General features: G+C 60.8%; 29 protein-coding genes and 2 pseudogenes. 24 read left to right on the top strand and 7 right to left on the bottom strand.

The features are described 5' to 3' along the window. Positions 1-133 precede the first annotated feature (133 nt). From K3724_RS18040 to K3724_RS18055, 4 genes are all read left to right on the top strand, one after another. Positions 134-1081, top strand: a complete 948-nt coding sequence (locus K3724_RS18040) for an ABC transporter substrate-binding protein (protein WP_259987889.1) — start codon at positions 134-136, stop codon at positions 1079-1081. Between the two features lie 69 nt (positions 1082-1150). After that, positions 1151-2182: a glycine betaine/L-proline ABC transporter ATP-binding protein gene (locus tag K3724_RS18045; protein WP_259987892.1), complete on the top strand. Its 1032-nt coding sequence runs from the start codon at positions 1151-1153 to the stop codon at positions 2180-2182. Further along, complete coding sequence (locus K3724_RS18050; protein WP_259987894.1) at positions 2179-4143, top strand: proline/glycine betaine ABC transporter permease; 1965 nt, start codon at positions 2179-2181, stop codon at positions 4141-4143. The genes K3724_RS18045 and K3724_RS18050 overlap by 4 nt, the downstream gene beginning before the upstream one ends. Positions 4144-4147: 4 nt before the next feature. Continuing rightward, complete coding sequence (locus K3724_RS18055) at positions 4148-5188, top strand: GlxA family transcriptional regulator (RefSeq protein ID WP_259987896.1); 1041 nt, start codon at positions 4148-4150, stop codon at positions 5186-5188. Positions 5189-5350: 162 nt separating this feature from the next. Here K3724_RS18055 and K3724_RS18060 read toward each other — a convergent pair whose 3' ends face one another. Then, entirely contained in the window at positions 5351-6268 is a 918-nt protein-coding gene (locus tag K3724_RS18060) for a LysR family transcriptional regulator (protein WP_259987898.1), read from the bottom strand. A gap of 115 nt (positions 6269-6383) precedes the next feature. Between K3724_RS18060 and K3724_RS18065 the strand changes: the two genes are divergently transcribed. From K3724_RS18065 to K3724_RS18085, 5 genes are all read left to right on the top strand, one after another. Further along, the gene (locus K3724_RS18065; protein WP_259987899.1) at positions 6384-7349 is read left to right on the top strand and encodes a glutathione S-transferase family protein; all 966 of its coding nucleotides are present in this window, start codon (positions 6384-6386) and stop codon (positions 7347-7349) included. 62 nt (positions 7350-7411) lie between these two features. After that, positions 7412-8224: a hypothetical protein gene (locus K3724_RS18070; protein ID WP_259987901.1), complete on the top strand. Its 813-nt coding sequence runs from the start codon at positions 7412-7414 to the stop codon at positions 8222-8224. Between the two features lie 127 nt (positions 8225-8351). Next, on the top strand, positions 8352-8816 hold the full coding sequence (locus K3724_RS18075) for a DsbA family protein (RefSeq protein WP_259987903.1): 465 nt from the start codon (positions 8352-8354) through the stop codon (positions 8814-8816). 817 nt (positions 8817-9633) lie between these two features. Continuing rightward, positions 9634-9930: an IS66 family transposase gene (locus tag K3724_RS18080; RefSeq protein ID WP_259987905.1), complete on the top strand. Its 297-nt coding sequence runs from the start codon at positions 9634-9636 to the stop codon at positions 9928-9930. A gap of 215 nt (positions 9931-10145) precedes the next feature. After that, positions 10146-10343, top strand: coding sequence for a transposase (locus K3724_RS18085; RefSeq protein WP_259987907.1), 198 nt, complete (start codon positions 10146-10148; stop codon positions 10341-10343). A 589-nt stretch (positions 10344-10932) separates the two neighbouring features. Here K3724_RS18085 and K3724_RS24035 read toward each other — a convergent pair. The 3 genes and pseudogenes from K3724_RS24035 to K3724_RS18095 form a co-directional block, all read right to left on the bottom strand. Further along, positions 10933-11055 (bottom strand): CGNR zinc finger domain-containing protein, encoded by a 123-nt coding sequence (locus K3724_RS24035; RefSeq protein WP_409201387.1) that lies wholly within the window; start codon positions 11053-11055, stop codon positions 10933-10935. Positions 11056-11314: 259 nt separating this feature from the next. Continuing rightward, positions 11315-11497, bottom strand: a pseudogene (locus K3724_RS18090) (ATP-binding protein); the annotation flags it as partial. A 60-nt stretch (positions 11498-11557) separates the two neighbouring features. Further along, the gene (locus K3724_RS18095; RefSeq protein WP_259987909.1) at positions 11558-12373 is read right to left on the bottom strand and encodes a response regulator; all 816 of its coding nucleotides are present in this window, start codon (positions 12371-12373) and stop codon (positions 11558-11560) included. 92 nt (positions 12374-12465) lie between these two features. Here K3724_RS18095 and K3724_RS18100 point away from each other — a divergent pair, with 92 nt between their 5' ends. The 4 genes from K3724_RS18100 to K3724_RS18115 are packed head-to-tail and all read left to right on the top strand — an operon-like array spanning position 12466 to position 16447. Further along, positions 12466-12666 (top strand): NepR family anti-sigma factor, encoded by a 201-nt coding sequence (locus K3724_RS18100; RefSeq protein ID WP_129369383.1) that lies wholly within the window; start codon positions 12466-12468, stop codon positions 12664-12666. Continuing rightward, positions 12659-13216 carry an RNA polymerase sigma factor gene (locus K3724_RS18105; RefSeq protein ID WP_259987911.1) on the top strand — a complete coding sequence of 186 codons (558 nt, stop codon included), beginning with the start codon at positions 12659-12661 and terminating at the stop codon, positions 13214-13216. The genes K3724_RS18100 and K3724_RS18105 overlap by 8 nt, the downstream gene beginning before the upstream one ends. Continuing rightward, positions 13213-14985 carry a sensor histidine kinase gene (locus tag K3724_RS18110; protein WP_259987913.1) on the top strand — a complete coding sequence of 591 codons (1773 nt, stop codon included), beginning with the start codon at positions 13213-13215 and terminating at the stop codon, positions 14983-14985. The genes K3724_RS18105 and K3724_RS18110 overlap by 4 nt, the downstream gene beginning before the upstream one ends. Further along, the gene (locus K3724_RS18115; protein ID WP_259987915.1) at positions 14963-16447 is read left to right on the top strand and encodes a phospholipase D-like domain-containing protein; all 1485 of its coding nucleotides are present in this window, start codon (positions 14963-14965) and stop codon (positions 16445-16447) included. Before K3724_RS18110 ends, K3724_RS18115 begins: the two co-directional genes overlap by 23 nt. Positions 16448-16552: 105 nt before the next feature. Here K3724_RS18115 and K3724_RS18120 read toward each other — a convergent pair whose 3' ends face one another. After that, the gene (locus K3724_RS18120; RefSeq protein WP_259987917.1) at positions 16553-16678 is read right to left on the bottom strand and encodes an entericidin; all 126 of its coding nucleotides are present in this window, start codon (positions 16676-16678) and stop codon (positions 16553-16555) included. Between the two features lie 10 nt (positions 16679-16688). After that, positions 16689-17177 (bottom strand): hypothetical protein, encoded by a 489-nt coding sequence (locus K3724_RS18125; protein ID WP_259987919.1) that lies wholly within the window; start codon positions 17175-17177, stop codon positions 16689-16691. A gap of 322 nt (positions 17178-17499) precedes the next feature. Here K3724_RS18125 and K3724_RS18130 point away from each other — a divergent pair, with 322 nt between their 5' ends. The 3 genes from K3724_RS18130 to K3724_RS18140 all read left to right on the top strand — a co-directional run bounded on the left by K3724_RS18130 (position 17500) and on the right by K3724_RS18140 (position 18881). Next, positions 17500-17994, top strand: a complete 495-nt coding sequence (locus tag K3724_RS18130) for an MgtC/SapB family protein (protein WP_259987921.1) — start codon at positions 17500-17502, stop codon at positions 17992-17994. Positions 17995-18168: 174 nt separating this feature from the next. Continuing rightward, positions 18169-18336 carry a NepR family anti-sigma factor gene (locus K3724_RS18135; RefSeq protein ID WP_259987923.1) on the top strand — a complete coding sequence of 56 codons (168 nt, stop codon included), beginning with the start codon at positions 18169-18171 and terminating at the stop codon, positions 18334-18336. Continuing rightward, a complete protein-coding gene (locus K3724_RS18140) occupies positions 18333-18881 on the top strand; it encodes an RNA polymerase sigma factor (protein ID WP_259987925.1) in 549 nt (182 codons plus the stop codon). Before K3724_RS18135 ends, K3724_RS18140 begins: the two co-directional genes overlap by 4 nt. 257 nt (positions 18882-19138) lie before the next feature. On the opposite strand, the pseudogene K3724_RS18145 reads toward K3724_RS18140, so the two are convergent. Further along, a pseudogene (locus tag K3724_RS18145) lies at positions 19139-20158 on the bottom strand (IS110 family transposase). 250 nt (positions 20159-20408) lie between these two features. Between K3724_RS18145 and K3724_RS18150 the strand changes: the two are divergent. From K3724_RS18150 to K3724_RS18185, 8 genes are all read left to right on the top strand, one after another. Continuing rightward, a complete protein-coding gene (locus tag K3724_RS18150) occupies positions 20409-21134 on the top strand; it encodes a Crp/Fnr family transcriptional regulator (RefSeq protein WP_259987927.1) in 726 nt (241 codons plus the stop codon). 331 nt (positions 21135-21465) lie between these two features. Then, a complete protein-coding gene (locus K3724_RS18155) occupies positions 21466-21714 on the top strand; it encodes a hypothetical protein (protein ID WP_259987929.1) in 249 nt (82 codons plus the stop codon). Between the two features lie 171 nt (positions 21715-21885). After that, positions 21886-22047 carry a DUF1328 domain-containing protein gene (locus K3724_RS18160; RefSeq protein WP_259987931.1) on the top strand — a complete coding sequence of 54 codons (162 nt, stop codon included), beginning with the start codon at positions 21886-21888 and terminating at the stop codon, positions 22045-22047. A gap of 62 nt (positions 22048-22109) precedes the next feature. After that, on the top strand, positions 22110-22391 hold the full coding sequence (locus K3724_RS18165; protein WP_259987933.1) for a hypothetical protein: 282 nt from the start codon (positions 22110-22112) through the stop codon (positions 22389-22391). Between the two features lie 189 nt (positions 22392-22580). Next, positions 22581-22766 carry a PLD nuclease N-terminal domain-containing protein gene (locus tag K3724_RS18170; RefSeq protein ID WP_019296341.1) on the top strand — a complete coding sequence of 62 codons (186 nt, stop codon included), beginning with the start codon at positions 22581-22583 and terminating at the stop codon, positions 22764-22766. A 125-nt stretch (positions 22767-22891) separates the two neighbouring features. After that, positions 22892-23329: a hypothetical protein gene (locus K3724_RS18175; protein WP_259987937.1), complete on the top strand. Its 438-nt coding sequence runs from the start codon at positions 22892-22894 to the stop codon at positions 23327-23329. Then, on the top strand, positions 23316-23717 hold the full coding sequence (locus K3724_RS18180; RefSeq protein WP_259987939.1) for a phage holin family protein: 402 nt from the start codon (positions 23316-23318) through the stop codon (positions 23715-23717). The genes K3724_RS18175 and K3724_RS18180 overlap by 14 nt, the downstream gene beginning before the upstream one ends. Beyond that, positions 23704-24471 (top strand): hypothetical protein, encoded by a 768-nt coding sequence (locus K3724_RS18185; protein ID WP_259987941.1) that lies wholly within the window; start codon positions 23704-23706, stop codon positions 24469-24471. The genes K3724_RS18180 and K3724_RS18185 overlap by 14 nt, the downstream gene beginning before the upstream one ends. Positions 24472-24514 lie beyond the last annotated feature (43 nt).

Here is a 24514-nt window from a genome sequence, read left to right on the forward strand (position 1 = left end):
GACCAGCCTGTTCATCCCGCCGGGCTGACCTGTTCACAACTGCTGCCTAACTTCTTGTCTCGAAAGCCCGGCTTTCAAAATGCGGAAAAGCTCAGGCCATCAGGACCAGGGCTGCGACAACAGGGAGACACACATGAAATACCGGCAATACCTAATGGCCAGCGCTGCGGCCATGATGATGACGGCCCCGATGGCGATGGCCGAGGATTCCTCGGACCCTATCATCATTCCGATCCATAACTGGTCGAGCCAGATCGTGATGAGCCACGTTGTCGGGCAAATCTTTGAATCGATGGGCAACAGTGTCGAATATGTATCGACCGACAGCCAGGCAGTCTATGAATCCGTCCGCCTTGGCGATGTGACCCTGGAACTGGAAGTCTGGGAAGGCGCCTTTGGCAAGTCCTTCAACGAGGCGCTGTCCAAAGGCGGCCTGCATGATGCAGGCGACCACAATGCCGTGACCCGCGAAGACTGGTGGTACCCGGCCTGGACCAAAGACGCCTGCCCTGGCCTGCCAAGCTGGGAAGCGCTGAACGACTGCGCTGCAGCCTTTGCCACACCTGAAACGGGCGACAAGGGCCGCTTCCTGGGCGGTCCTGTTGACTGGCTCAAGCACGACGCCGAGCGTGTCGAGGCGCTGAACATGAACTTCACAGTTGTGAACGCAGGGTCTGCCTCGGCGCTCTGGGCCGAAGTTGCCGCAGCGGAAAGGACCAAAAAGCCGGTGGTGATCTTCAACTGGACACCGAACTTTGCCGAAGCCGTTTGGCCAGGTGAATTCGTCGAATTCCCCACCTGGGTCGAAGGCTGCGACAAGGACCCGTCCGTCGGCCCGAACCCGGACGCCACCTATGACTGCGGCAATCCGGCCAACGGCTACCTGAAGAAGGCCGCTTGGGACGGCATGAAAGAGAAATGGCCGGCGGCCTATGAAACGCTGACCGAAATCAGCTTCACCAACCCGCAAATCGCAGAAATGGCCAAGCTGGTCGACATTGACGAGATGGAGCCCGAGGACGCCGCAGCTGAATGGCTGGCCGCGAATGAGGGTCTTTGGAAGCCCTGGACCGGTTCCTGATTCCCCCTTCAGAATCTTTATTCCGGGGCGGCACGCTGCCCCGGTTTCCCTGCCAATGAAAGAAAAGCCATGACCGCCGCCACCCCCGTCATTTCCTGCAAAAACGTCTGGAAGCTGTTTGGCGCCCAACCGGAACAGTATCTGAAGTCGCTGACCGGCAACCCCGGCTTTGATGAGATCCGCCAGGCTGGCTACATCGCAGCTGTGCGTGACGTCTCCCTGGATATCGCCAAGGGGGAAATGCTGGTGATCATGGGTCTGTCAGGTTCCGGCAAGTCCACGTTTGTTCGCTGCCTGTCCCGTCTCATTGATATCACCGGCGGCGAGGTTCAGGTTGACGGTCAGAACATCGGCGAGATGTCCGAGAAAGAGCTGATCGGCCTGCGCCGCAACAAGATGGGCATGGTGTTCCAAAGCTTCGGTCTTTTGCCGCACCGCACGGTGCTGGACAACGTGGCCTTCCCGCTGGAAATGCGCGGCCAGGACCGCCACGCACGCCGCGCCCGTGCATTGGAAGTGATTGAACTGGTTGGCCTGTCAGGGCGCGAGGATTACTTCCCGCGCGAACTCTCCGGCGGCCAGCAGCAACGTGTCGGCATCGCCCGCAGCCTGGCGATTGAGCCTGATATCTGGTTCCTGGATGAGCCGTTTTCAGCCCTCGACCCGCTGATCCGCCGCGAGATGCAGGACGAATTCCTGCGGCTGCAGGAAATGCTGGGCAAGACCATCGTCTTTATCACTCACGACTTTGACGAGGCCCTGCGCCTTGCCGACCGGATCGCCATCATGAAGGACGGTGTGGTTGAACAGTGCGACACCCCCGATCAGATCGTGCTGAACCCGGCCACCGAATATGTCGCCAAATTCACCGAGGAAATCGAGAAATCCCGCGTTGTGCATGCCGGCGTGCTGGCACGCGAGGTGAACGGCCACAGCCTGACCGGCACGCCCATTGGCGAGAAACAGACCATCGCCGAACTGGCGCGCCTGCTGGTCAATGACAGCCGTGATTTCCTGCCGGTTGCCAACACCGCAGGCAGCCTGATCGGCGCGATGAACCGCCAGGAAGCACTCGACGTGCTTCTAGGAGAGCCGTCATGACAGATCAGACGATGGTTCTTTCTGAAAAACCTCAGACATGGACACGCACCAGAACCGGCTGGGTGCTGTTTGCGCTGGCCTGCGTTCTGGCGGCGGGCAATGCCGTGCTGCCTGCAGGGCTGGTAAGGCCGCCGGAGTGGCTGGTGCTGCCTTTTGCCGACTGGATCAACGCGATCTTTAACTTCCTGCGCGATGATCTTGGACTTATCTACCTGACCCGCGCCTTTGCTGACGGGGTTGAATGGCTGCTCGATGTGACTGCCAACCTGCTTTACGGCAAGAACCGCTGGCCGCGCGTCGGCCCCATTCCGTGGACCGTGATTGCCAGCATCGGCTTTGTTATCGGCTATGCCTTGCAAGGCTGGCGGCTGTCGCTGCTGACCGGCGGCACCTTTGTCTGGATCGCCGTCATGGGGCAGTGGAAATGGGCAATGGAAACCCTTTCGGTTATCGTTGTCGCAGCCCCGTTCTCGATCCTGTTCGGGCTGCTTATGGGCATCCTCGCCTGGCGCTCGAAAAGCTTTGAGCGGATCCTGAATCCAATCCTCAACATCGCGCAAAGCCTGCCGCATTTCGCCTATATGATTCCGGTGGTTGTCTTTATCGGCGTCGGCCCCAAGGCGGGTGCCATTGTCACCATCATCTTTTCCGTACCGCCAATGATCCGCATGTCCTTGCTGGGTTTGCGCAAGGTCCCGCATGAAGTGATTGAAAGCGGGCACATGTGCGGCTCGACCCGCTGGCAGCTGCTGCGCCACGTCCGCATCCCCACCGCCCGGACCGAGATCCTGGTTGGTGTGAACCAGGTGATCATGCAGTGCCTTGCAATGGTGGTTCTGGCCAGTTTCATCGGCATGCCCGGGCTGGGCCAGAAACTGCTGCAGCTTTTGCAGGCGCTGAAGATCGGCCGCTCGGTCGAGATCGGCATCACCATCGTCCTGCTGGCCGTCATGCTGGACCGTTGCACCAAGGCCTGGGCGACCAAGCAGCCCGAGCATTTCGCGAAAGGCACGTCGTTTGCGGTCCGCAACAAGTTCCTGCTGATCGCTGCGGGCCTGTCGCTGGCCTGCATCCTGCTGGCACAGTTCCTTCCAGTAATGGACCAGATCGGCCGCCGCGACGCCTTCACCATTTCCAAACCGATTGATGCCGTCGCGGACTGGTTCATCGTACTGATAGATCCGGTCACCCAATGGCTGCGCTGGTTCCTGATCACTTGGGTGCTGATCCCGATCCGCGATGCCTTCCTATGGATGCCCTATGCCGCAGTGCTGGCGCTGCTGGCGGCCGCAGGCTGGGCCATCGGCGGGCTGCGTTCGGCGCTGGTGTGCGTTGCCTTCTTCGGCCTCATCGCTATGTCCGGCTGGTGGGACCGCGCGATGATCACCGTCTATACTGTCGTCGTCGCGGTCTCGATTGCGACCGTGCTGGGTTTTCCGCTGGGCATCTGGGGATCGTTTCACGAGAAACGTGCTGCCATTGCCCTGCTCATCTGCGACACATTGCAAACTTTTCCCAGCTTCATCTACCTGATCCCGGTGGTCATGCTGTTCGGGGTGAACGATGTGGCGGTGATCGGCGCGGTTGTCCTGTTCGCAGCCGTGCCGCTGGTGCGCTACACCATTGAAGGGTTGCGCCAAGTGCCCGAAACCCTGATCGAAGCCGCTGATATGGCCGGTGCCACCCGTATGCAGACCTTATGGAAGGTCCGCCTGCCGATGGCGCTGCCCACCATCATGGTCGGGGTGAACCAGTCGGTCATGTTCTCGCTGTTCATGGTAATCATCGCCGCCTTCATCGGCACCCAGGACCTGGGCCAGGAGATGCAACGCGCGCTGTCCTCCACCGATGTGGGCAAAGGGCTGGTGCTTGGTCTTGCCGTCGCGTTCATGGGGCTGATGGTCGACCACCTGGTCACCACTTGGGCGAAGACCAAGAAAGATGCGCTGGGGCTGGAGTGACATCATGACTATCCATTCCAACGACTTTGGCCCCGCCCCATCCACCCGCATAGGCTTTCTGCTGTTTCCAGGCTTTCCCATGGCCTGCCTGACCTCGGCAATGGAGCCGCTGCGTGCCGCCAATGAAATCGCTGGGCACCAGGTGTTTTCCTGGTCTTTGGTGACGGAAACCGGCGCGGACGCAGCGGCTTCAGCCGGGGTCCTTTTTCCAGCGGAAACCAGCCTTGCCAGGATCAAAGGGCTGGACTGCCTGTTCCTGTTGTCCGGCCCGGAAGGTGAATTCGAAGATCCTGTCTCAGGGCATGGGCGGCTGCGCTACTTATCGCGGCATGGTGTGACCTTGGGCGCAGTGTCCGGCGGTGTTTTCCCGCTGGCGCGCAGCGGGGTTTTGTCCGGACGGCGCTGCGCTGTTCACTGGTGTTACCGCAGCGCCTTTGAGGCCGCCTTTCCCGATTGCCCGGCTGTTGATCGGCTGATTGTGCGGGACGGCAATGTTCATACTGTCTCCGGTGCGACCGCCATGTTCGACCTGTCACTGGAGCTGATCGGCACTGCTCTCGGTGCAGACGCCAAAAATGAAATCGCCTGCCTGTTCCAGCATCCCGTCATCCGCAACGGCAGTGCCCGCCAGAAGGTCCCGGTGCTGCAAAGCGACCGCACCGTCGACCAGATGCCGCCCGCAGTAAAAGAGGCTATGGCGATTTTCTCGGAAAATTACGAAACACCAGTCTGCATCCGCGACGTGGCCCGCATGGCCGGCATCTCGCCGCGCCAGCTGGAGCGCAGCTTCCGTACTGCCACCGGCCTCAGCCCCGGCGAATACTATCGCCGCCAGCGCCTGAAAGCCGCCCGGCAGATGGTGCTCCATTCCTGGGATACGGTGTCCCATATTGCCCATGCTGTTGGCTATGCCAGCTCCTCGACCCTGACACTGCATTACCGGAAGTTCTATGGGGTCACACCGGTTCAAGACCGCAAACACGCTTTCCAGCCGCCCGGCCGCCGCCAAGTCCAAACAGCGCCACCGCCACCGGGCGGGCTCTAAGCAGGCTTGGCCGTTCATCCAGCTGCCGCCGGACCAAAACTGAAAGCGCCGTGTAAGGGCGCGCTGCTTGCCATACAGGGCAATAGCATATGCGTCGCGGCCCTGACCCGGTGGCCAAGGTGCTTAGTTAAAGGCTTCAGGCGGGCAGCGCCGTCGCGGCTTTCACACACGTGCGTCCCGATCCCAGGGCGGGACATCGCCGCCAAGATGTTCCAGGATGAAATCAATAAAAACCCGGACTTTTGCAGGCAGATAGCGGCGTTCTGGATAGATGGCATATAACGTCTGCGACGGCAGCGGGCAGTGCGGCAGCACCCGCACCAACCGCCCCGCCGCCAGGTCCGGGCCGGCAGTGAAAGTCGGCAGCCGGCCGATCCCCGTCCCGCCCAGGATCGCTTCCCGCAGCGCCTCGCCGTTGTTGACGCTGAAACTTCCGCCGGGCCGGAAGGTTTGCACCTCACCATCGCAATCGAAAACCCACTCCTGAAAATCCCGGCTGTAGGAATACTGCAGGCAGTTATGGCGGCTTAAACCGCTGACCGTTTCCGGTGTGCAATAGCGATCAAGGTACGCCGGGGCAGCAGCCAGGACGTTGTGCAAAGGTGCGATCTTGCGGGCGACCAGCGCGGAATCCGCCAGGGTTCCGCCGCGCAGCGCCAGGTCGAACCCGTCGGCGAACAGATCCGCCACCCGGTCATCCATCACCATGTCCACCGATAGGCCGGGGTAACGCGCCAGAAACCCGGACACCAGTGGTGCCACATGCAGTCGCCCGAAGGCCATCGGCACATTCACCTTCAGACGCCCCTTGGGGGCCTCTTGCAACGCCAGCACGCTGTCCTCGGCCTCCTGCGCCGCCTCTTGCGCCCGGACCGCATGGGCATAGAAATGCTCGCCCGCCTCGGTCAGGCTGACATTGCGGGTGGAGCGGTGAAACAGTTGCGCACCCAGCCTCTTTTCGATGAGCGTGATCCGTTTGCTGACCGCGGATTTGCTCACCCCCAGCCGCCGCGCCGCTGCGGCAAACCCCTGTGTTTCGGCAACCGCCACAACCACCGGGATATCTCCCATTCCTTCCATTTCTCTCTCTTACTCCGGATAGGGTGAGTTTTTCTCAACATCAGGTTTCAGTCTATCCGGATTATCGCGAACTTGGAAACCGCATACCTTTGCCGGGTCATCAAGGAGACGAGCCATGGCAAAGATGCTGATCGACGGTGTGCTCACCGAAAAGCCGAAACCGGGAGACGGGGTGTTCCGCCGCATGGGCAGCGGCTTTCGCGGATGGATCGAGCCGCAAGCAGATGCTGAGTTCCCGGCGGAGCCCGGGCGCTACCACCTCTATGTCTCCATGGCCTGCCCCTGGAGCCACCGCACCACGATCCTGCGCGCGTTGAAAGGGCTGGAGGAGATCATCACCGTCACCCAGATGGTGCCGCTGGCAGGTCCTGACGGCTGGCAGGTCGGCACCGCTGACTATAACCCCGCCGCCGGGGTGCCGCGGGATGAGTACCTCTATCAGGTCTATCAGCGGGCGGATCCCGGTCACACCGGTCCGGTTACGGTGCCGGTGCTGTTCGACAAGAGCACCGGCCGCATCGTGAACAACGATTCCGGCGACATCATGCGGATGCTGAATTCGGCCTTCGATGAGCTGGCAGGCGCCACGCCGGATTTCTACCCGCCGGATCTGCAGCAGGACATCGACCGGATCAGCACCGAAATCTATGCCCCGGTCAACAATGGCGTCTACCGTGCAGGCTTTGCCACCACCCAGGCCGCCTATGACGCAGCAATCACCGATTTGTTCGGCAAGCTGGAGGAGCTGGACGCCCTGCTCGGCACCCGCCGCTACCTGACCGGGGAGCGGATCACCGAAGCGGACTGGCGCCTGTTCACCACCCTTGTCCGGTTTGATCCGGTCTATGCGACGCACTTCAAGACCGACCGCAAGCGGATCGCCGATTACCGCAACCTCGGCCCTTACTTGCGCGACCTATACCAAGTGCCCGGCGTGGCCACCACGATCGATATGGAGGCCATCCGCCAGCACTATTTCCTGAGCCACCGGCACATCAACCCGCACGGGATCATCTCCGCCGGCCCGCACCAGGATCTGCGCCATCCGCATGGGCGGGGCGGCACTGCCTACCCCGCCTGACCCCGTCACCCCGCAATCCGACCGGGGCCACTGCCCCGAACACTGAACTGGAGAACTCCACTATGAAACTGCTTTCAAAACTTGCCGCAGCCGCCGCCGTGCTGTGGCTCCCCGCCCATGGGCTTGCCGGCGCCGCGGACACCGCCGGCCTCTTGGAACTGGAATACACCGATGGCCGCCCGGCCTCGCTTGGCGTGGAGGACGTGAACGCGGTGCTGCAACGCGTCGGTGTCCGCGTCGGCACTGTTGCGATCCCGGATCAGGCGCTTCCGGTCCTTGAGGCCTCGCGCAGCCGCGCCATCACTGCCGAGGAGGAGGCGCAGCTGATCTCTGCCTTTGAACTGACCCGCGAAGACCTGCTGGCAGAAATCGCCGCCGCAGGGAGGGAACCGACGGTCGAAAACGGCGGCTCGCTCACCACTTCGGAACCGGGTGTTGCGCCCTACCCCAAGGTCTATGACATGAACAAGATGGACGCGGAGACCCGGGTCTGGGTCCACAAGAAATTCGGCCCGCTGCACATCAACCACGCCGAGGACGGCACCGGCATCGACGAGGTGATGACCGTCGTCTCCGGCGGCCCTTGGGTCTGGTTCTTTGAGCTGCCCGGTGATGTCATCGGCAAGCTAATCCTGGGTCATGTCGGCCCGGAGGGCGAGGCGTGGCGCATCAGCTATCCTGGCATCCGACCGCACGGCGGATTTCTTAACCCGGAATACGGGCTTGTTGTCGCCTATGCACACGGGCCCGAGCAGTTCGAGATCCATTTTGATGCGGACAATGTGGCCGGATCCCGCCTGAACGGCACCAATGCCTGGATCGACTTCTCCGGGGACAAGCCGGTGCTTCTGGATACCCCGCTAATCGGCAACTGACGCATCTGCGGCTGCCGGCGCTTGACCTGCCGGCAGCCCTTTTCCTTCTCATCCAGGTGAAATGATGAAATCCCCCGTTCTGACCATCGACTTTTTCCACGACACCGTTTGCGGCTGATGCTTTGTAATGTCGCCTAAGCTGCGTAAGCTGGCCGCCGAATTTCCAATCCGGGTGCGTCATCGCACCTTTGTCCTGCAGGACTCGCCCGCCAAACTGGCCGCAGCCTTTGGCTCTGCGAAGAAAACCAAGGACGTCATTCTGGGCCATTGGGAGCGATGCGCCGAACACGATGAAGGCGGGCGCATCAGCGTGGAGGGAATGCGCCGCCAGCGCTTCCCCTATCCCACCGGCCTGCTGAGCGCCAAAGCCTGCAAGGCTGCAGAACTGCAGACCGGGGACGCCGGGCACTGGGTCTATTTCGATGCGATGCAGGCCGCGCATCTGACGGAGAACCGCAATATCGCGAACGAAGGCGTGCTGCTGGATGCGGCCCGTTCCTGCGGGCTGGATGCCGGACGGCTGCGCAAGGACATGTACAGTGCTGAAGTTACGCAATTGGTTTCCCAGGACCGGCAGCTGGCTGCTTTCTAGCGGATCAGCGCGGTGCCGACGCTGGCGGTTGCCGGCGGAAAATGGCAGTTGCGCCATGGCCCGCTCGCCCAGATGCGCGCAGAGCTGGCTTTGGCTGTGACCGATGTGGCGGCTCAAGCCGCAGCCGGCAAAGATCTGCGGTGAGCAGTGCCCCCGGCATTTCGCAGAGCACACTGCCTGCTGCCAGTATGGTTCAGTCACTTATCGTATTTGTGATACGCGTGCCGCCTATGGAGCAGCATTGGAACCCGCTGCGCCATTAACACTGACGGCACACACCTGCCATGGATCAGAGTTTCCGTTGCTAAGGCGCAGCTTTCGTGTTCCTGCCGTTCATGCGCCTTGCAGCATTGCAGACATACAGCGACTTTGCTTGGACAGCCGGGGCAGCAGCCGGCAATGATTAGCGGTTGGAAAAAACGGCGATCTCGAACATGGCTTCCGCGTTTGGCGGAAGGCCGACTGCCATTTCTAACTACGAACTAGAGATAAATTCGCGTACAAGGCGCGTGATCTGTTCAGAGACACCCTCCAGACCGTAATACCCTACCCACTCAGGTAGATGTACCTCCGCATCTGGAAACAGGGTAACCGTCCGGCTTCCTGCTCTACATTGGGTCACTATGACCAGATACTGTCCATTTATAATTTAAGTGACCCTCCGGTAAAGGTGCCCTGGCGCGGTTCCCGCGATCCCTGTTACGCTTCGGGAGCAGCGTAGCGCCATGGTATGAGCTCATTCAGACGTGTGATCTTGTGGTCTGCAATCCGGGCCAGCTGCGCGGCCAGCCAGGCCTCCAGATCGTCGAGCAGAGTATTGAGCGGGATTGGCGCAACTGTCTGTGATGAATGCCCCTGTGGCGGCGGCGGCCCGCCTGCTGCCTGGTACCGGTTTACGGCAAACCGCAAAGGCGGGCGTCCTACGGCCCATCTGGCCAGCAACCAGGGTTGGATGCATGCGGGCGGCTTTTCCGGTTTCAATGAGCGGTACCGTTCCGGGGCTATCAGCGAGGCCGCCTGCATGGCTCATATCCGCCGCAAGTTCGTGGATGTGTTCCCATCTCAGGGCCTGCAAGCAGCCGAGGAGGCGATCCGGCGCATCGCCGGTCTCTAGCCCGTGGAAAAGGACGCCCGGAGTTTGCCGACTGGAGACCGCGTTCACCTGCGGCAAACCTGGTCAAAGCCTTTGTTCGATGAACTGGAGGCCTGGCTTGCCGTCCAGCTGTCCAGCGTTCCCGGCAAATCCGAACTGGCCAGGGCCATCTACTACCGGCATGTGATTGCAGCGCAATCACCGAAAGGCGTTATGCTCCGGCCCGGATCAAGAAATTGCGCCCGTTTCTGGATCACGGCATCCTGGAACCCGACAACGATTCCGCAGAGCGGGCGATGAAGCCAATTGCCATAGGCCGCAAAAATTACCTGTTTGCCGGCTCAGAGTGCGGCGGGAAAGCTGCTGCCATTGCCTATTCCGTGATAGAAACCGCCAAGATGAACGGCGGAGATCCGCAGGTCTGGCTCGCCTGAGTTCCGGCTCAAATCACGGATCATAAAATCACCTGCCTGAATGAGCTCACGCCATCGCGCTACGCTGCTATCGCAGCGTAGCAGGCAGCACTGGAACCGCGCCAGAGCACCTTCACCGGACGGAAATCATGCCGCCGCAGCGCGCCACCCGGAACAGACACTTCACCCCCACCAGGGTCTGGTTGCGCGTACAGATGCTGGTGCCGCTCTCCATGAGATGCCGTTGGACGTCCCGACATCATCCGGTGGCGCGGTCCCGGGGGATCGTCCGAGCCAGGCTGCAAACCGTGTGCAGGCCCGCAAGCGGCTGGTTTAAGGCGCCGGGCCCAGATTGCGTGCCGGCATATCCGCGATCAGGCACGCGAAGGGGTGCCGTCGGGATTGAACGCTGAATGGTCACGGCAAAACCCTCTGTCAACCAAGGTGAAATCACCTCTCCCGGCAGCACACACCCGGACCTCCGAAACCGCGAAAAGCAGCCCGCTTGCGTGCAACGCCTGCCACCCAGAGCCCCTATCGCGGAGCGATCCAATACCCGGGACAAAGTCTGCATTTGCTGCGAGCTGCCTGAAGGGCTGCTTGCAGCAAGTTAATCCAGGCTCTGCGCTCTATGTAAGTACCGTTTGGTGAACACCTTCTCTTTGGCCTTGTTGCCGCAGCGGCTCATGCTGCGCCACCGCCTTCTTGGACGCGAAAGACCCACATAATACACAGAGCAGTCTTCCGCCGCGCTCAGTCTGAGTTTGGAAATTCATTGCAGGTGAAGACGTCGATTGCTCCCCTCGCAATTACACTGTCTACGGGTTTGCCGTTAAGATCAGCATTTGTGCCAATCGGCATGATATCTGGGTTCAGTATGGAATTCAAAAGGGATCCGGTTGACGCGCAGGAAGCTGGCCCGAGGCGCTATAGTCCTCAATTCGCGCTGGCCGTTTAGGCCAGCGGATTTCATTGGACAACACTTGTGCATTGAAGCGCCGGCTTTCGTTGCCAGCTTCGATTAGGTCAAAGTGACGAGTGAACCGTTCAAGCAGCGCCAACGTCATCTTGGGATAGGCTAAGACGCTGGGCCATTCACCGGCGGCGAGGTTGGTTGTGCCTGCAATTGAGGTGCGCTCGTAAATGCGGCCGATCAGGTGAAAGAGCAGCTGGCCCCACATCTTACCCGGTCCGAAACCCGGACCGGGCCATGTGCGTCACATCCCCGGACCTGATCAGGCCTTCAGCGTTTCGGTCGAGGAAAAAAACATCGCCTGGCTCACTGCCGAACGCACCTGATCCTCGGTGTAGGGTTTTGAGATCAGGAAGGCCGGCTCCGGCCCTTCGCCGGTCAGCAGGCGTTCGGGGTAGGCCGTGATAAAAATCACCGGGCGGTCGCCATGCTTGGCCAGGATGCCGTTGACCGCGTCGATGCCGCTGGAGTTATCCGCCAGCTGAATATCCGACAGGATCAAATCGGCCGGGGCCTGAGACGCCAGATCCAGTGCACGGGCTTCGGTTCGGGCAATGCCTGTCACACTGTGGCCCATTCCGGTCACGATGGCCTCGAGGTCCATTGAGATGATCGCTTCGTCCTCGATGATCATGATGCGGCCTGAGGTGGCACGCGACATTTCCTCGTAAGCGATCGCAATCAGTTCTGAAGCTTCGTCATCGCTCACGCCCATGATGATGCCGGTATCGGCTGCACTGAACTCCTCGATCGTGTGCAGCAGCAGCGCTTCACGGGTGTTCGGCGTAAGCCGCCGCATGTGTCTCTGTGCCTTCGCCGCCAGGCTTGTATCGCCTTCTTCTTCCCCGGCGGGCGCGCCGGAAGAGGACCAGATCGCATGAAAGACGCGGAACAGCGCAACCTTGGGTGAAAGTTCGCTGTCGTAATCGCTTTCGCCAGCCAGGATGGCTTCAAGCGAAGCCAGCGCATATTTGTCGCCGCTGCTCTGGCTGCCGGTCAGCGCCCGGGCATAGCGGCGCAGGTAGGGCAGGTTTGCGCCAATCTGGCTGGCGATCAATTCTCCCGATTGAGCAGTCATTTTGCGTCGTCCCTTTTTTTGCAATACATATGGAACTATACGCGCCTCAACGCGTTTGGTTCCAGAAACTGCGCAAAAAACCGATGGATTGCATGACACAGCCACGACGCGCCCGGCCGCGCAATGAACAGGCCGACCGCGAAATAGACGAAAACCTCAAGCGGGCCTTCGATGAGATCGCGAGCGAACCGGTGCCGGACCGGTTTACCGATCTGCTGAAGCAGCTGAAGGAGAAGGAGGCGCACGCGCCCCGCGCCCCGGACCAGCCGGAGGAGAACCGCTCCGATGACTGACTCCGCGCATGACCCGAGAGAAGACCTGGTCAACCACCTGGGCGCCCTGCGCGCTTTTGCCCTCAGCCTTGCCCGCAATGGGGCCACAGCCGATGATCTGGTGCAGGACACGCTGGTCAAAGCCTGGACCAATATCGACAAGTTCAAAACCGGCACCAACATGCGGGCCTGGTTGTTCACCATTCTGCGCAACACCTATTATTCGCTGCGCCGCAAGCGCAAGCGCGAGGTGGAGGATACAGATGGCGCGTTGTCCGGCGCCCTGGCGCAAAAGCCCGATCATGACGGGCGGCTTCACATGCGCGATTTCAACGCCGCCTTTGCGCAATTGAAAGACGAGCAGCGTGAAGCGTTGGTGCTGGTTGGCGCAGGCGGATTTTCCTATGACGAAGCAGCAGAAATGTGCGGCGTGAAGACCGGTACTGTCAAAAGCCGGGTGAACCGTGCCCGTGCCCGCCTGGCAGAGCTGATGGAACTGGATGAAGAAAGCAAAATGGAACTGACTGATACGGTCACGGCTGGGATCGTCGCCCAGCAAAGCGCCGCATGATCAATGTCCCGCGGCTGCAGGCCGGCAGCCTGCTGGTACGCCTGGCCGCGCTGATGACATTTGCGCTGTTGCCGCTGGGCCTGATCGCTCTGTACCAGACCAACGCCGTGGTGGCAGAAGCCAACCGGCTGTCCCATGCGTCCTTGCTGGCACACACACAGCAGGCCGCCGCCAAGGAGCGTGAACTTTTGCAACGGGCCGGCGGCGCCACAGAAGGGCTGGCCGCAGCCATCCTGCCAGTGTTCGGCAGTGGCGACCGCTGTGCAAACCTGATGAAGGCGTTCATCCAGGGCCAGAACCCGTTCACTTTTGCCGCCTTCATCACGCCCGGCGGCTCGATGGAATGCACCTCGGACGGCAGCATCGGGGATGTCTCCGAGACATGGCTGTTTCTCAAGGCCCGGAAGGCTGCTCGCCTCTCGTTTGCGGCGGGCCAGGATATACTGGGCGGAGGCGGCCCCCAGCTGGTGGCGACCAGCCCGGTGCAGCGCGACGGTATCCTGCTGGGCTACGTCTCCATCGCGGTTCCGCACCAGCTGACCAAATCACTGTCCGGTACCAAATGGGCCGAGCAGGGTATCCGTTTTGTCACCCTGGACGCGCAAGGGGAGATCCTGTCCGCAAGCGTTCCAGAGCAGCAAGCCGCACAGTCACTGCCGGTTTCGGTACCGCGCCGGGAACTGCTGCAGCGCAGCGGCGACACATTTTTTGAAGACGCGCGCTCCGGCCAGGAACGTTTTTTCGCGGTGAGTGAAATTCTTCCCGGGCAAGTTTCCGTAGTCGGCAGCTGGCCGGTGGAAAATGCCATGACCGTAAGCGCCAGCCCAACCTCCTGGATGACGCTCGCTTTCCCGGTCCTGATGTGGCTTGCCGGGATTTCCGTTGCTGTTCTCGGCCTGCAGCAAATGGTGATCCGCCATCTCAGCGCGTTGCGCAGGGCAATGCGCCGTTATGCGCTGGGAGAGCGGGATGACCCAAGCCTGAAACTCAGCAGCCCTCCGCGCGAGTTCGAGGAAGCCCGGCTGTCTTTTAACCGCATGGTGGCAATCCTCAGCGAAGCAGAGCGGCGGCGTGAACTTGACCTTGAGGAAAAGACCATGCTGCTGCGCGAGGTGCATCACCGGGTGAAAAACAACCTGCAACTGGTGGCCTCTATCATGAATATGCAGGGCCGGAACGCGCAGACCCCCGAAGCACGGCGGATGCTGGCACAGCTGCAGCGGCGGGTGCGCGGCCTGGCGACGATCCATCGCAGCCTGAACACCAACCCCGACGTTTCCACCGTGGACAGCCGGGAGCTGATCAATGAGCTGATCGCGGAGATCGGCACGATGAATGCAGGAACCGGACAGGATGTTGCGATCGAAACGAACCTTGCACAGATGCCGCTCAGCCAGGATCAGGGGGTAACCTTGTCGATGCTTGTCTCAGAGGCGATGACCAATGCGGTCAAATACATCGGTGTGCCCGACGGGGGACGGCCGGAAATCAGCGTCAGTTTGCGCGAAACAGCCAAAAATTGGCTGGAGCTGGAATTGACCAACACCAAAGGGCAGCCTCTGCTGGATCCGGCGGAGGAATTCGGCGGAACTGGCATCGGAACACGGCTGATGGCTGCGTTTGCGACTCAGCTTGACGGCGAAGCCGCCACGCATGAAACAGAGCACAGTTTTACTTACCGGCTGGGCTTTCCCGCCGTAGCAGGGGCCGTACCACCGGCAGCGCCGATGCCGGAACAGGAGCAAGATGCAGCAGAACCCGCCGCCTGAACTCCGCCGCGGGGATTTTCAAGTTCTGATCACCGCAGAACAGGCCTGGCCCGCTTTTGAGCGCGCAGTCCTGAATGCCCGGAGCGAAATCACCGCCAGCTTCCGCCTGTTCGATTTCGCCAACCGCCTGCTGAGCCCCGAAGCGCTGGAAACCGGGGAAACCTGGGCCGATCTGATTGCTGACGCTTTACAGCGCGGGGTCCGGGTCCGGCTGGTTGTAAGCGACTTTGATCCTGTCATGGCCGCGCCGCTGCATGCCGCCGCACAAGACACGTTAAAACAGGCGCAAGAGATCGCGGCCGGGCTTGCACCGGATCAGGCTGCGCGGCTATCGGTCTCGGCCGTTCTGCATCCGGCGCGGGCGGGGCTGTTGCCGCGGCTTGCCTTTTCTCCGTTTGTTATGCGCAAACTGCGCAAGCTGCCGCAGCGGTTGCGGCCTGCAGCGGCCAGCCGTCAGGGGGTGCCGCAGCTTTACCCGGTTTCGCAGCACCAGAAAGTCGCGGTGATCGACCGTGAGGTTCTGTATATCGGCGGGCTGGATCTGAACCGGCGCCGTTATGACACGCAGGAGCATGACCAGCCGGCGCATGAAACATGGGCCGATGTGCAGCTGATGCTGCGCGGCCCCGAAGCCGAAGAGGCTGCAAGCCATCTGGAGCGCTTTCAGGACGAAATCGCCCTGCGCAAGCAACCGCCCGATGGCAAGCATATCCGCCGCACGCTGTCTGCACCGCGTCGCGCTGGTTTCTGGGCCTTGTCACCAAGGACGGTCCTGAAGGAGATTGAGGAGGACCACCTGGAGGCCTTCAAACAGGCCCGGCAGCTGATCTATCTGGAAACCCAATACCTGCGTTCCAGCGTTATTGCGCGCGGGCTGGCCGATGCCGCACGCCGCAACCCGGACCTGTCGCTGATCCTGATCCTTCCCGCGCTGCCCGAGGAAGTCGCCTTTGATGAAAGCCGCGGATTGGACGCGCGCTATGGCATGGCGCTGCAGGCCGAAGCACTGCAGGAGATTAGCGCCGCCTTCGGTGCGCGCGCCTGCATTGCCAGCCCGGTGCAGCGGCGCATGGCAGCCCGCGAAGCGCCTTCGGTGCTGGCGGGATCTCCGATGATCTACCTGCACAGCAAGGTTCTGCTCACTGACCAGGATTTCGCCATGGTGGGTTCAGCCAATCTGAACGGGCGCTCAATGCGATGGGATACTGAGGCAGCGCTGCGGATCACGCAGCAAGACAGGATCAGGACGCTGTGGCATGCGCTGACGCGGCACTGGTGGCAAGAAGAATTGCCGGCTGAAGCACTGGATCCGGCCCGTGCAGCCGCTTGGTGGCAGAACGAAATCCGCCGCAACAAACTGCGCCGCCCCGAGGCGCGCCGCGGACTTTTGGTTCCGCATGACCCCGATAGGATGTCGGAACTGCGGCAACCCTTGCCGGGGGCGACTGAAGACATCGTCTGAACCGCCGCCAGTCCCGTTGCCTGGCGCTTCAACACAACCGGCGCAAAAAGGCCCGGCGCCGATAAGCCGCCGGGCCAATAGACATCCAGGAAGTTCAGCAGCTCTCTACTGTGCTTCTTGGGATTCTTCGGTGATTTCGTTGCCCAGGTTCGACACGTCCCTGCCAAAGCCTTCGGTGGTTTCACAGGCGGCCAAGCCGGCCAGTGCGAATAGTGCGAGAACGATGCGCATAGTGTTTTCCTTACTTCAGTTTCGACGCAACGTTGCCTGCAAAGGCATCAATGATGGCGGTGTAAAACACCTCGCTGTCTACAGCGACGGCGGCCGGGTCAGTGCCTTCGGGGTAATATGTGCTCAGCTGGTCAGCTGAAACGGTCAGATCGTAACGCATATCCTTGGATGCGTCGGGCATATCGATGTCCACATCGCCTTTCAGCATCCATTCTCCAACGCCCAGCGCCTGTTCGAAATTGCTGGCCAGCATGACGGAGTCGATCTCGACATGGATTTCCGCCGCCTCTTCAGCATCTTTATCCGCGATTTGGCCGACAAGGCGCTCAGCCAGGGCGGTTTCCAAGTCTGTTTCCAGGCTGGTCCAGACTGCCGCTGCCGGGTAATTCTCGATCGCGCTCAGGTCTGCCGTCACGTCAATTTCGGAGACTTTTGAGCCGGCTGCAGCTGCCGTCGCCATAGCCGTAACAAGGGCGGTGGTGCGGATCAGATGAGTCATGTTTTAAGCTCCTTGCGTTTCTGCCCCTTCTTGGGGATGCACCGAAGCAACGCGCGGGCTTCTTGAAAGGTTCCTAAATTGGATGGAGAAATTTTTGAAAGGATCGGATTCCCGCAAGTATTCCCCTAAGGATCAGCCCTTAAGCGCAGGAAACTGAGGACGGATGCAAGCGCTTGCTCGCGCAGAGAGGCATTCGAACTGGCGCCGGGCAGCGCGCCCGCAAAGGAGCCAGGCCAGGGAACCCAGTGCCGTTTCAGGCGTTTGCCAGTCATGCCTGTGCAGCTGCGCGGGGAACAGGAGTGATGTCGGGAGGATCGGCTGAATGGACATATTCGCAGGCGTAGGAAGCCTTTCAACACAGCTGGACTGGGCCTTACGGCTGGACTGGGCATTGCGACTGGCCGTTGCCTTGGCAGGCGGTGCGCTGCTGGGGCTGGACCGGGAGTTGCGCCACCGCCGGGTTGGCATCCGCACCTACATGATGGTTTCGCTTGGTGCGGCCGCTTTTGTTATCTTGGGTCTGGAATTCGGCCGTCAGATGCAGGCCGAGGGCCTGTCTTCCGATCCGACCCGCGTGGCCCAGGGGCTGATGGGCGCTATAGGCTTTATTGGCGCGGGGGCGATCATCAAAGGTGACAAGCGGGTCGGCGGCATCACCACGGCAGCCAGCATTTGGGTTGCCGGAGCGGTTGGAATGGCGGCGGGCCTCGGCTTCACTGTGATGGCTTTTCTCACGGCGGGGCTGGCGGCCGTGCTTCTGTCGGTCAGCCGTTTAATGACACACCGTGGCGCAGATGACCGGCCTGACATCAAATGACGTCCCTGGGGAGTTTCTGGCTGCGAGCAGGCAGGCAAGCTAGCGTAAACGCGGCTATTGATATCAGCGGCGGCCAGAGTGCTCGTCCAGCCAACGCCTGTTTTATACGGCACCGGCAGGAACCATTCCCATCTTGACGCGTTGGCTTCCGGTGAGCGTCGAGCAGAGGGAAGAATGGCAAACCTAAAACACCAACAGCAAGTGCCCCGTGCTGCGGACCATATCGACCGCAATTTGAAGAAGGCCTTTGACGAACTGGCAGCGGAACCGCTGCCCGAGCGGTTCACCGATCTGCTTGAGCAGCTGCGCAAAGCTGAGCTTCATAAGAAGGACATCCAATGACAGCTGATCCGCGCGATGAGTTGACCGAGCATCTCGGCGCGCTGCGCGCCTTTGCGCTCAGTCTCACCCGGAATTCCGCAACCGCCGATGATCTGGTGCAGGACACGCTGATTAAGGCTTGGACCAACATCGACAAGTTCAAAACCGGCACCAACATGCGGGCTTGGCTGTTTACCATTCTGCGCAATACTTTCTATTCGCTGCGCCGCAAGCGCAAGCGCGAGGTAGAAGATGCCGACGGATCGCTGGCTTTGGCACTGGCCTCCAAGCCCGATCACGACGGCCGCCTGAACATGCGCGACTTTATGCAGGCCTTCGATCAGCTGCCTGACACCCAGCGCGAAGCGCTGACCCTGGTGGGTGCAGGCGGATTTTCCTATGAGGAAGCCGCCGAAACCTGCGGAGTCGCGGTCGGCACGATCAAAAGCCGCGTCGGGCGCGCCCGTGCATCCCTTGCGGATCTGCTGCACCTGAAAGATGACGAGGCACTGGAGCTGACCGACAGTGTAACAGCCGGGATTCTATCGAAGACCCCCGCTGCCTGAATGACCTGTGTGGATAGCGTCTGCATAGCAAGACATTTTTGAAAGTGATTTCGGCACTGGTCAGAAGCAGACGTGTGTCCGGCCTGTTTGCGCGGCGCACGCGGCCGCTGGCCTTGATGGTTTCCGCAACCCGAGTCCCAAACCGCTCTGCGGACATAAGGTGTCCCTGACATTCGACGGGGTGTCTCGGCCGACGGGCTGACTGTGTTCCATCATTTCAATGGTCTTGCTGTCTCGTGTGTTCTGTTTTCCTCAGGCTATGCGGTGTGCGGTCTATAATATTCGTTCTTGGTCAAGACCGCCCATGTGATCCTGGCTGTCCTGTTCGCCATTGCCACAGTGGCAAGGCGGACTGGTTTGCATTCAAGCAGAGCTTGCGCCCACGGGTCAACGCGTTCCGGATGTGTCTTCATCTGCCTCAGTCGCGAGGTCATTCCTGTGACCAGCAAACGCCTGATATACCGGTCCCCCATCTTTGAGATGCGTCCAAGCCTTTCCTTACCGCCACTTGATCGGTTGAGCGGTGTCAGGCCCAGCCAAGCCGCAAATTCGCGACCGTTCTTGAACTGGCTGGCGTCTCCGGCTGTTGCGACGATCGCCGACGCCGTCACTGGCCCGACACCGGGGATTGTGCGTAGCAACATCACACGGGCGTCCTGCCTCGCTTGGAGGCGCATTCGCATTTCGTACCAACGGACACGAAGGTGCAGGGCAACAAGCTGATTGCTGAGGTTGCCGAGCACGTCAATAGCAACATCTGGAATGCCGGGGCTGTCTCCATCAAGCATACCCTTTGCGAACTTGACCGCGCTGCCGATCCCCTGCGCAATCACGACGCCGAACTCAGCCAACAGGCCGCGCAGCATATTGCTCAGCTGGGTTCTTTGCCGGACAAACAGATCGCGGGCGCGGTGGAGGAACAGGACAGCTTGTTGCTCTTCATACTTGATCGCGACAAAACGCATTGTTGGACGCGTCACAGCCTCGCAGATGGCAGCAGCATCAACGGCATCGGATTTGCCTCGCTTTACATAGGGCTTCACATACATTGCCGGGATCAGACGAACGTCGTGACCAAGCATCACAAGCTACCGCGCCCAGTAATGGCTGGAGCCACAGGCCTCCATGCCAACAAGACACGGTGGAAGTTTCTCAGAGAATGCGAGCAACTGCGCGCGTCGCAGAGCTTGGTTGAAAGCAACGTCACCATTCTCTCTGATGCCGTGGACCTGAAAGATGTTCTTGGCCAAATCGAGGCCGGCTGTAGTAACCTGCATTGGGTAGCTCCTCTCATAAGCAGTCGATAACAACTGCACTATGGCGCATTGCGACACCGGGTGGAGCAGGAGCTATCCACACCATCCGGTCTGTGTGTCACTCCTGCGCTGCTCCTGGCGGAGAGCGCGGGCTTGTCCCGCGTCTTTTTTCTTCCCAGAGGCCGGACCAACTGACAATAGTAGCGTAGGCGCATCCGCTGGGCATCTGCGCAGGCAGAACGGAGCCGCGCCTCTGCCGGTGAGGCTGGTCATGACAACCAAATGCGAAAACTGCCCGCTGCGCAGGCAGTCCCTGTTCCTGGAATTCTCGCCGGAAGAGGCCGACTTCATGCAGCGCTTCAAGACTGGCGAAATGCAGGCAGGCCCCGGAACCCACCTGCTGACCCAGGGGGAAAAATCACCGCAATTGTTCACCGCCCTGTCTGGCATGGGGCTGAAGTACAAGATGCTCAGCGATGGCAGCCGCCAGGTGGTCGGCTTTGTGATGCCCGGGGATTTCCTGGGCCTGCAGGCCGGGGTGATGGGGGAAATGGGCCACTCGGTCGAGGCGGTGACGGATATGACGCTCTGCGTGTTCAACCGGGCCGGCATCTGGGATCTGTTTACCTCCCACCCCGAACGCGCCTTTGCTATTGCCCATCTGGCTGCGGTCGAGGAGCATTTCCTGGGTGATGCGCTGGCCGCAGTCGGGCAGCGCCCGGCCTATGAGAAGATCGCCTGGGCAATGGCCCGTTTCTTTCACCGCGCGGAAGGTACTGGTCAGGTTCGTAAGAATTCGGCGCCCCTTCCCTATACCCAGCAGGATTTTGCGGACGCTTTGGGCCTTTCTCTTGTCCACACCAACAAACAACTTGCCGAATTGCGCAAGAATGGCGTCCTGAGCTGGCAGCAAGGTACGCTGACGATCCATGATATGGAAAAGCTGGAAAAGCTGGCGGGTGAGGAAAGCCATGTCCGTGAACGCCCGCTGGTCTGATCCCTCGCATTGCCAGACTGGCGCCCCGCAGCGCCTTTGCGCAGGCGAAGGAGCCACAGAAATTTGCGTTCCGCGACTTTCTTGCGGAACCTTTCCGCGTGCGGTGCGTCTTTCAACTGTTAGCAGCCAGTAAACACTGCAGGACCCGTCCCCGATCTGGTCCATTCACTGGACCCCTGCCTTTAATCCGGCTGGGGTCATTTTCTTTTTTTACTCAGCGCGTTGAGCCTTGAATCGACTTGCATTTTTCTGCTGTGCCGGGCGGCTTTTTACGGAACCTTTCTGCCTGCGGGCGCGTTAGCCGGATGAAGCAACCCGAAAGGACAGTATCGTGAAACCTCCTATTATTCTTGCCGCCGCCGCTGGCATCCTTGTACTGGTTTTTGGCATCTATATGATCGACATCGATCAGACCCAGGATACCCGTCTTCCTGATGTGGAGGTCTCCGTCGAAGGCGGTCAGCTGCCGGAATTCGACGCCGAGGTTGGCGACATTGAAACCGGCACCAAAGAAGTGACCGTGACCGTCCCCACCGTCGACATTCAAAGCCCTGAAGAAGACGCCAGCGACGGTGGCTGATCAAGCGTCCCGGTTTCACAAAGCGCAGCGCCGGCCGCTGCGCTTTTTCTTTTGCGCAGCATCCGCAGCATTGCAGTCATGGCAACGGAAGTCCGGAACCATTCGTCCGCTCAGCCGTTAACTTGCCAGATGGCGCTCATCGCAGCGCGCTAACAATGAAGGGAAAGAGCCATGCTTGGTTGGGCAATCACGTTTCTCATCGTGGCACTCGTCGCCGCAGTTCTTGGATTCAGCGGCATCGCGGGCGCATCCGCCGGGATCGCACAGATCCTCTTTGTGATTTTCCTGGTGCTCTTTGTCCTCTCGATCATTGTCCGCCTCTTAAAAGGCTGACCTGACACATCGCCCGTCGCCCACACACAGCAGAATGGCAGCAAGTAAAAGGAACCCGACACATGACCAACACAGCCGAAGCACAGCAGAAAACCAAAGGCAGCGCCGCATCCGCTTCAGACAGCGAGTCCGGCAACCTCGCTGAACGCGTAAAGGAGCAGGCCGCTCAAACGGTTCAGCAGGCGCAAGAGCAGATTGACGCCGGGCTTCAGTACAGTTCCGGTGAAATGCAGCGTCTGACCAAAGAGGGGCAGGCATTTGTCAGGAAAAACCCGGGCCTTGCCATTGCCGGCGCCTTGGGTGTTGGGGTGCTGCTGGGCCTTGCCATGCGCAGCCGTTTTTGACCCTGCGGCCCGCAGGGGCCGTCCGGTTACTCGCCATTTGCCAAAGCCGCGCAGCCAGCGCGGCTTTTTTGCGGCTGGCCGGCCGCCATCACGAAGAAAAGGAGCGCCTTCCAAATTTGCCCTGACAGGGAACCTTTCTCCGGTTTCGCGCGTTTCCCCTTCAGAACAACAAACCGAAGGGAGCAAATCATGGAATATGGACTTATTGGCCTGCTGGTGCTGGCCGCCGACATTTATGCGATCATTCAGATCCTGTCTTCTGGCGCCTCCACCGCGGCCAAGATCCTTTGGACGCTGGTAATCCTCATCCTGCCCGTTGTGGGATTTATCATCTGGCTGATTGCAGGTCCAAAGTCCTCTGCCGCGAAAATCTGACTCGACTGCTGCAGGCATTGTGCGGCCCGGACTTCGGACGCCGGGCCGTCTTCTTTTGACCAAGGGAACAAAAAGCGTCAGTGCGCGTTTTCCCTTTGAACACCGAGACCAAAGAGGCCGATGACATGACCGATACTTCTGATCTTGAATCGCAAGCTCGCGCCCAAGCTGCCGATCTGGGCCGCAAGGCCAAGGGTGCGGTTAAAGACACGGTTCGCGATGCCGCAGACGCCGCGCAGTCGCAGGCCGCCCGCGAGGTGCAGGCTACGGCGGATGCCGCTGGCGCCGCAGCGGATGCTTTTGCACCGGGCACCATGCAGTCGCAGGCCGCACAGATGGTTGCGGGTCACCTTGAGGACGCCGCCCACCGGGTGCGCAGCTTGGACATTGAACAGACTGCGCGTGATGTCAGTGCCTTTGCGCGCCGCAATCCGCTGCTGTTCCTCGGCGGTGCGGCACTGGCCGGGTTCGCCGCCACCCGCTTCCTCAAGGCAAGCGAACCGGACAGCCGCAGCAACGGTCCGGCAGATATGACTCAGGAGGCCGGTCATGGCACGTCATGATCTGCGCCAAGCACCGGATATGTTCCTGGAAGCTCTCCGGCATTTCACAGCACTGCTGCGCAGTGAGGCGGAGCTTGCCAAAAGCGAGCTGAAGGAGAATGCCGCCCGCGCCGGAACCGGGCTGGCTTGTTTCGCCATTGCCGCTCTGGTGGCGCTGGCGGGACTGCATGTGCTTGCGGCAGCGCTGGTCGCCTGGATCGCATCCGCAGGCCTGTCCGCCGGATGGGCTGCGCTGATCGTCGGCGGAGGGCTGATCGCCATTGCCCTTGGTCTGTTGCTGTTCGGCAAGTCGCGGCTCAGCAGCGAGGCGCTGCTGCCATCACGCACCATCAGCAATGTTAAAAAAGATGCCGCCAGCATCAAGGAGGCCGCAAATGCCCGCTACTGAAGAGATCGAACAGCGCGTGGACGCAAACCGCCGCCGGCTGGCAGAAACCCTGTCCAGCCTGTCCGGCACCGTTGCGCCGCAATCGGTGACCGAACAGCTTTCGGCAGCGGCAAACGGCTATGGCGGCGAACTGGGGCGCCAGGCAATTACCGCAGCCAAGCGCAATCCCGCAGCCTTGGTTCTGGCCGGGGCTGGGTTGGCTCTTCTATTCACCGGAACCGGCAGCAGCCGCCGCCCGCGCACCGCCGCCAAGCCGGCCGCCGCCGTTCCCCCCGAAGCCGCTTTTGCCGGTTTCGACGCGCGTGTCGCCGCGGCAGATGCCGCCATGAAACAGGAGATGACCGGTATGAGTGAAGAACCCCTCCGCGCTGGCAAGATGCGCGAGACACTGAACGCAGGGCTGGACGCCCTGCCCGCAGCTGCCCGCAAGCGGGTGATGAAGGCGCGTACCGCTGCCCTGCAGGCGCAGGAGAAAGTTGAATCGCATACAGCCAAAGCCGCGGCCCGCTCACGAAGTTTTTTCAATCAGAACCCGCTGGCCGCCGGGGCCATTGCCCTGGGTCTGGGCGCACTGATCGGGGCCTTGTTGCCTTCTACCCGCCAGGAGGACGAGTTGCTTGGCGCCCGCCGTGATGCGCTGGCAGCCAAAGCCGAGGCCGCCCTGCGCGAGGAAATGGACAAGCTGCACCGCAAGGCCAGCGCAAGTCTCGATCCAGCAGAAACCGACCCGGCACCGCACGCAGCTTCCGTCTGACAGCAATGCCAGGTTATTTAAAGACCACACTCAGCGGCCGGGG

The organism is Leisingera sp. M658 (assembly GCF_025144145.1).
Taxonomy (GTDB): domain Bacteria; phylum Pseudomonadota; class Alphaproteobacteria; order Rhodobacterales; family Rhodobacteraceae; genus Leisingera.

Bases quoted from the DNA above. Each gene is read 5' to 3' on its own strand.
- K3724_RS18040 (WP_259987889.1), top strand. From the start codon at position 134: ATGAAATACCGGCAATACCTAATGGCCAGCGCTGCGGCCATGATGATG.
- K3724_RS18045 (WP_259987892.1), top strand. From the start codon at position 1,151: ATGACCGCCGCCACCCCCGTCATTTCCTGCAAAAACGTCTGGAAGCTG.
- K3724_RS18050 (WP_259987894.1), top strand. From the start codon at position 2,179: ATGACAGATCAGACGATGGTTCTTTCTGAAAAACCTCAGACATGGACA.
- K3724_RS18055 (WP_259987896.1), top strand. From the start codon at position 4,148: ATGACTATCCATTCCAACGACTTTGGCCCCGCCCCATCCACCCGCATA.
- K3724_RS18060 (WP_259987898.1), bottom strand. From the start codon at position 6,268: ATGGAAGGAATGGGAGATATCCCGGTGGTTGTGGCGGTTGCCGAAACA.
- K3724_RS18065 (WP_259987899.1), top strand. From the start codon at position 6,384: ATGGCAAAGATGCTGATCGACGGTGTGCTCACCGAAAAGCCGAAACCG.
- K3724_RS18070 (WP_259987901.1), top strand. From the start codon at position 7,412: ATGAAACTGCTTTCAAAACTTGCCGCAGCCGCCGCCGTGCTGTGGCTC.
- K3724_RS18075 (WP_259987903.1), top strand. From the start codon at position 8,352: ATGTCGCCTAAGCTGCGTAAGCTGGCCGCCGAATTTCCAATCCGGGTG.
- K3724_RS18095 (WP_259987909.1), bottom strand. From the start codon at position 12,373: ATGACTGCTCAATCGGGAGAATTGATCGCCAGCCAGATTGGCGCAAAC.
- K3724_RS18100 (WP_129369383.1), top strand. From the start codon at position 12,466: ATGACACAGCCACGACGCGCCCGGCCGCGCAATGAACAGGCCGACCGC.
- K3724_RS18105 (WP_259987911.1), top strand. From the start codon at position 12,659: ATGACTGACTCCGCGCATGACCCGAGAGAAGACCTGGTCAACCACCTG.
- K3724_RS18110 (WP_259987913.1), top strand. From the start codon at position 13,213: ATGATCAATGTCCCGCGGCTGCAGGCCGGCAGCCTGCTGGTACGCCTG.
- K3724_RS18115 (WP_259987915.1), top strand. From the start codon at position 14,963: ATGCAGCAGAACCCGCCGCCTGAACTCCGCCGCGGGGATTTTCAAGTT.
- K3724_RS18120 (WP_259987917.1), bottom strand. From the start codon at position 16,678: ATGCGCATCGTTCTCGCACTATTCGCACTGGCCGGCTTGGCCGCCTGT.
- K3724_RS18125 (WP_259987919.1), bottom strand. From the start codon at position 17,177: ATGACTCATCTGATCCGCACCACCGCCCTTGTTACGGCTATGGCGACG.
- K3724_RS18130 (WP_259987921.1), top strand. From the start codon at position 17,500: ATGGACATATTCGCAGGCGTAGGAAGCCTTTCAACACAGCTGGACTGG.
- K3724_RS18135 (WP_259987923.1), top strand. From the start codon at position 18,169: ATGGCAAACCTAAAACACCAACAGCAAGTGCCCCGTGCTGCGGACCAT.
- K3724_RS18140 (WP_259987925.1), top strand. From the start codon at position 18,333: ATGACAGCTGATCCGCGCGATGAGTTGACCGAGCATCTCGGCGCGCTG.
- K3724_RS18150 (WP_259987927.1), top strand. From the start codon at position 20,409: ATGACAACCAAATGCGAAAACTGCCCGCTGCGCAGGCAGTCCCTGTTC.
- K3724_RS18160 (WP_259987931.1), top strand. From the start codon at position 21,886: ATGCTTGGTTGGGCAATCACGTTTCTCATCGTGGCACTCGTCGCCGCA.
- K3724_RS18165 (WP_259987933.1), top strand. From the start codon at position 22,110: ATGACCAACACAGCCGAAGCACAGCAGAAAACCAAAGGCAGCGCCGCA.
- K3724_RS18170 (WP_019296341.1), top strand. From the start codon at position 22,581: ATGGAATATGGACTTATTGGCCTGCTGGTGCTGGCCGCCGACATTTAT.
- K3724_RS18175 (WP_259987937.1), top strand. From the start codon at position 22,892: ATGACCGATACTTCTGATCTTGAATCGCAAGCTCGCGCCCAAGCTGCC.
- K3724_RS18180 (WP_259987939.1), top strand. From the start codon at position 23,316: ATGGCACGTCATGATCTGCGCCAAGCACCGGATATGTTCCTGGAAGCT.
- K3724_RS18185 (WP_259987941.1), top strand. From the start codon at position 23,704: ATGCCCGCTACTGAAGAGATCGAACAGCGCGTGGACGCAAACCGCCGC.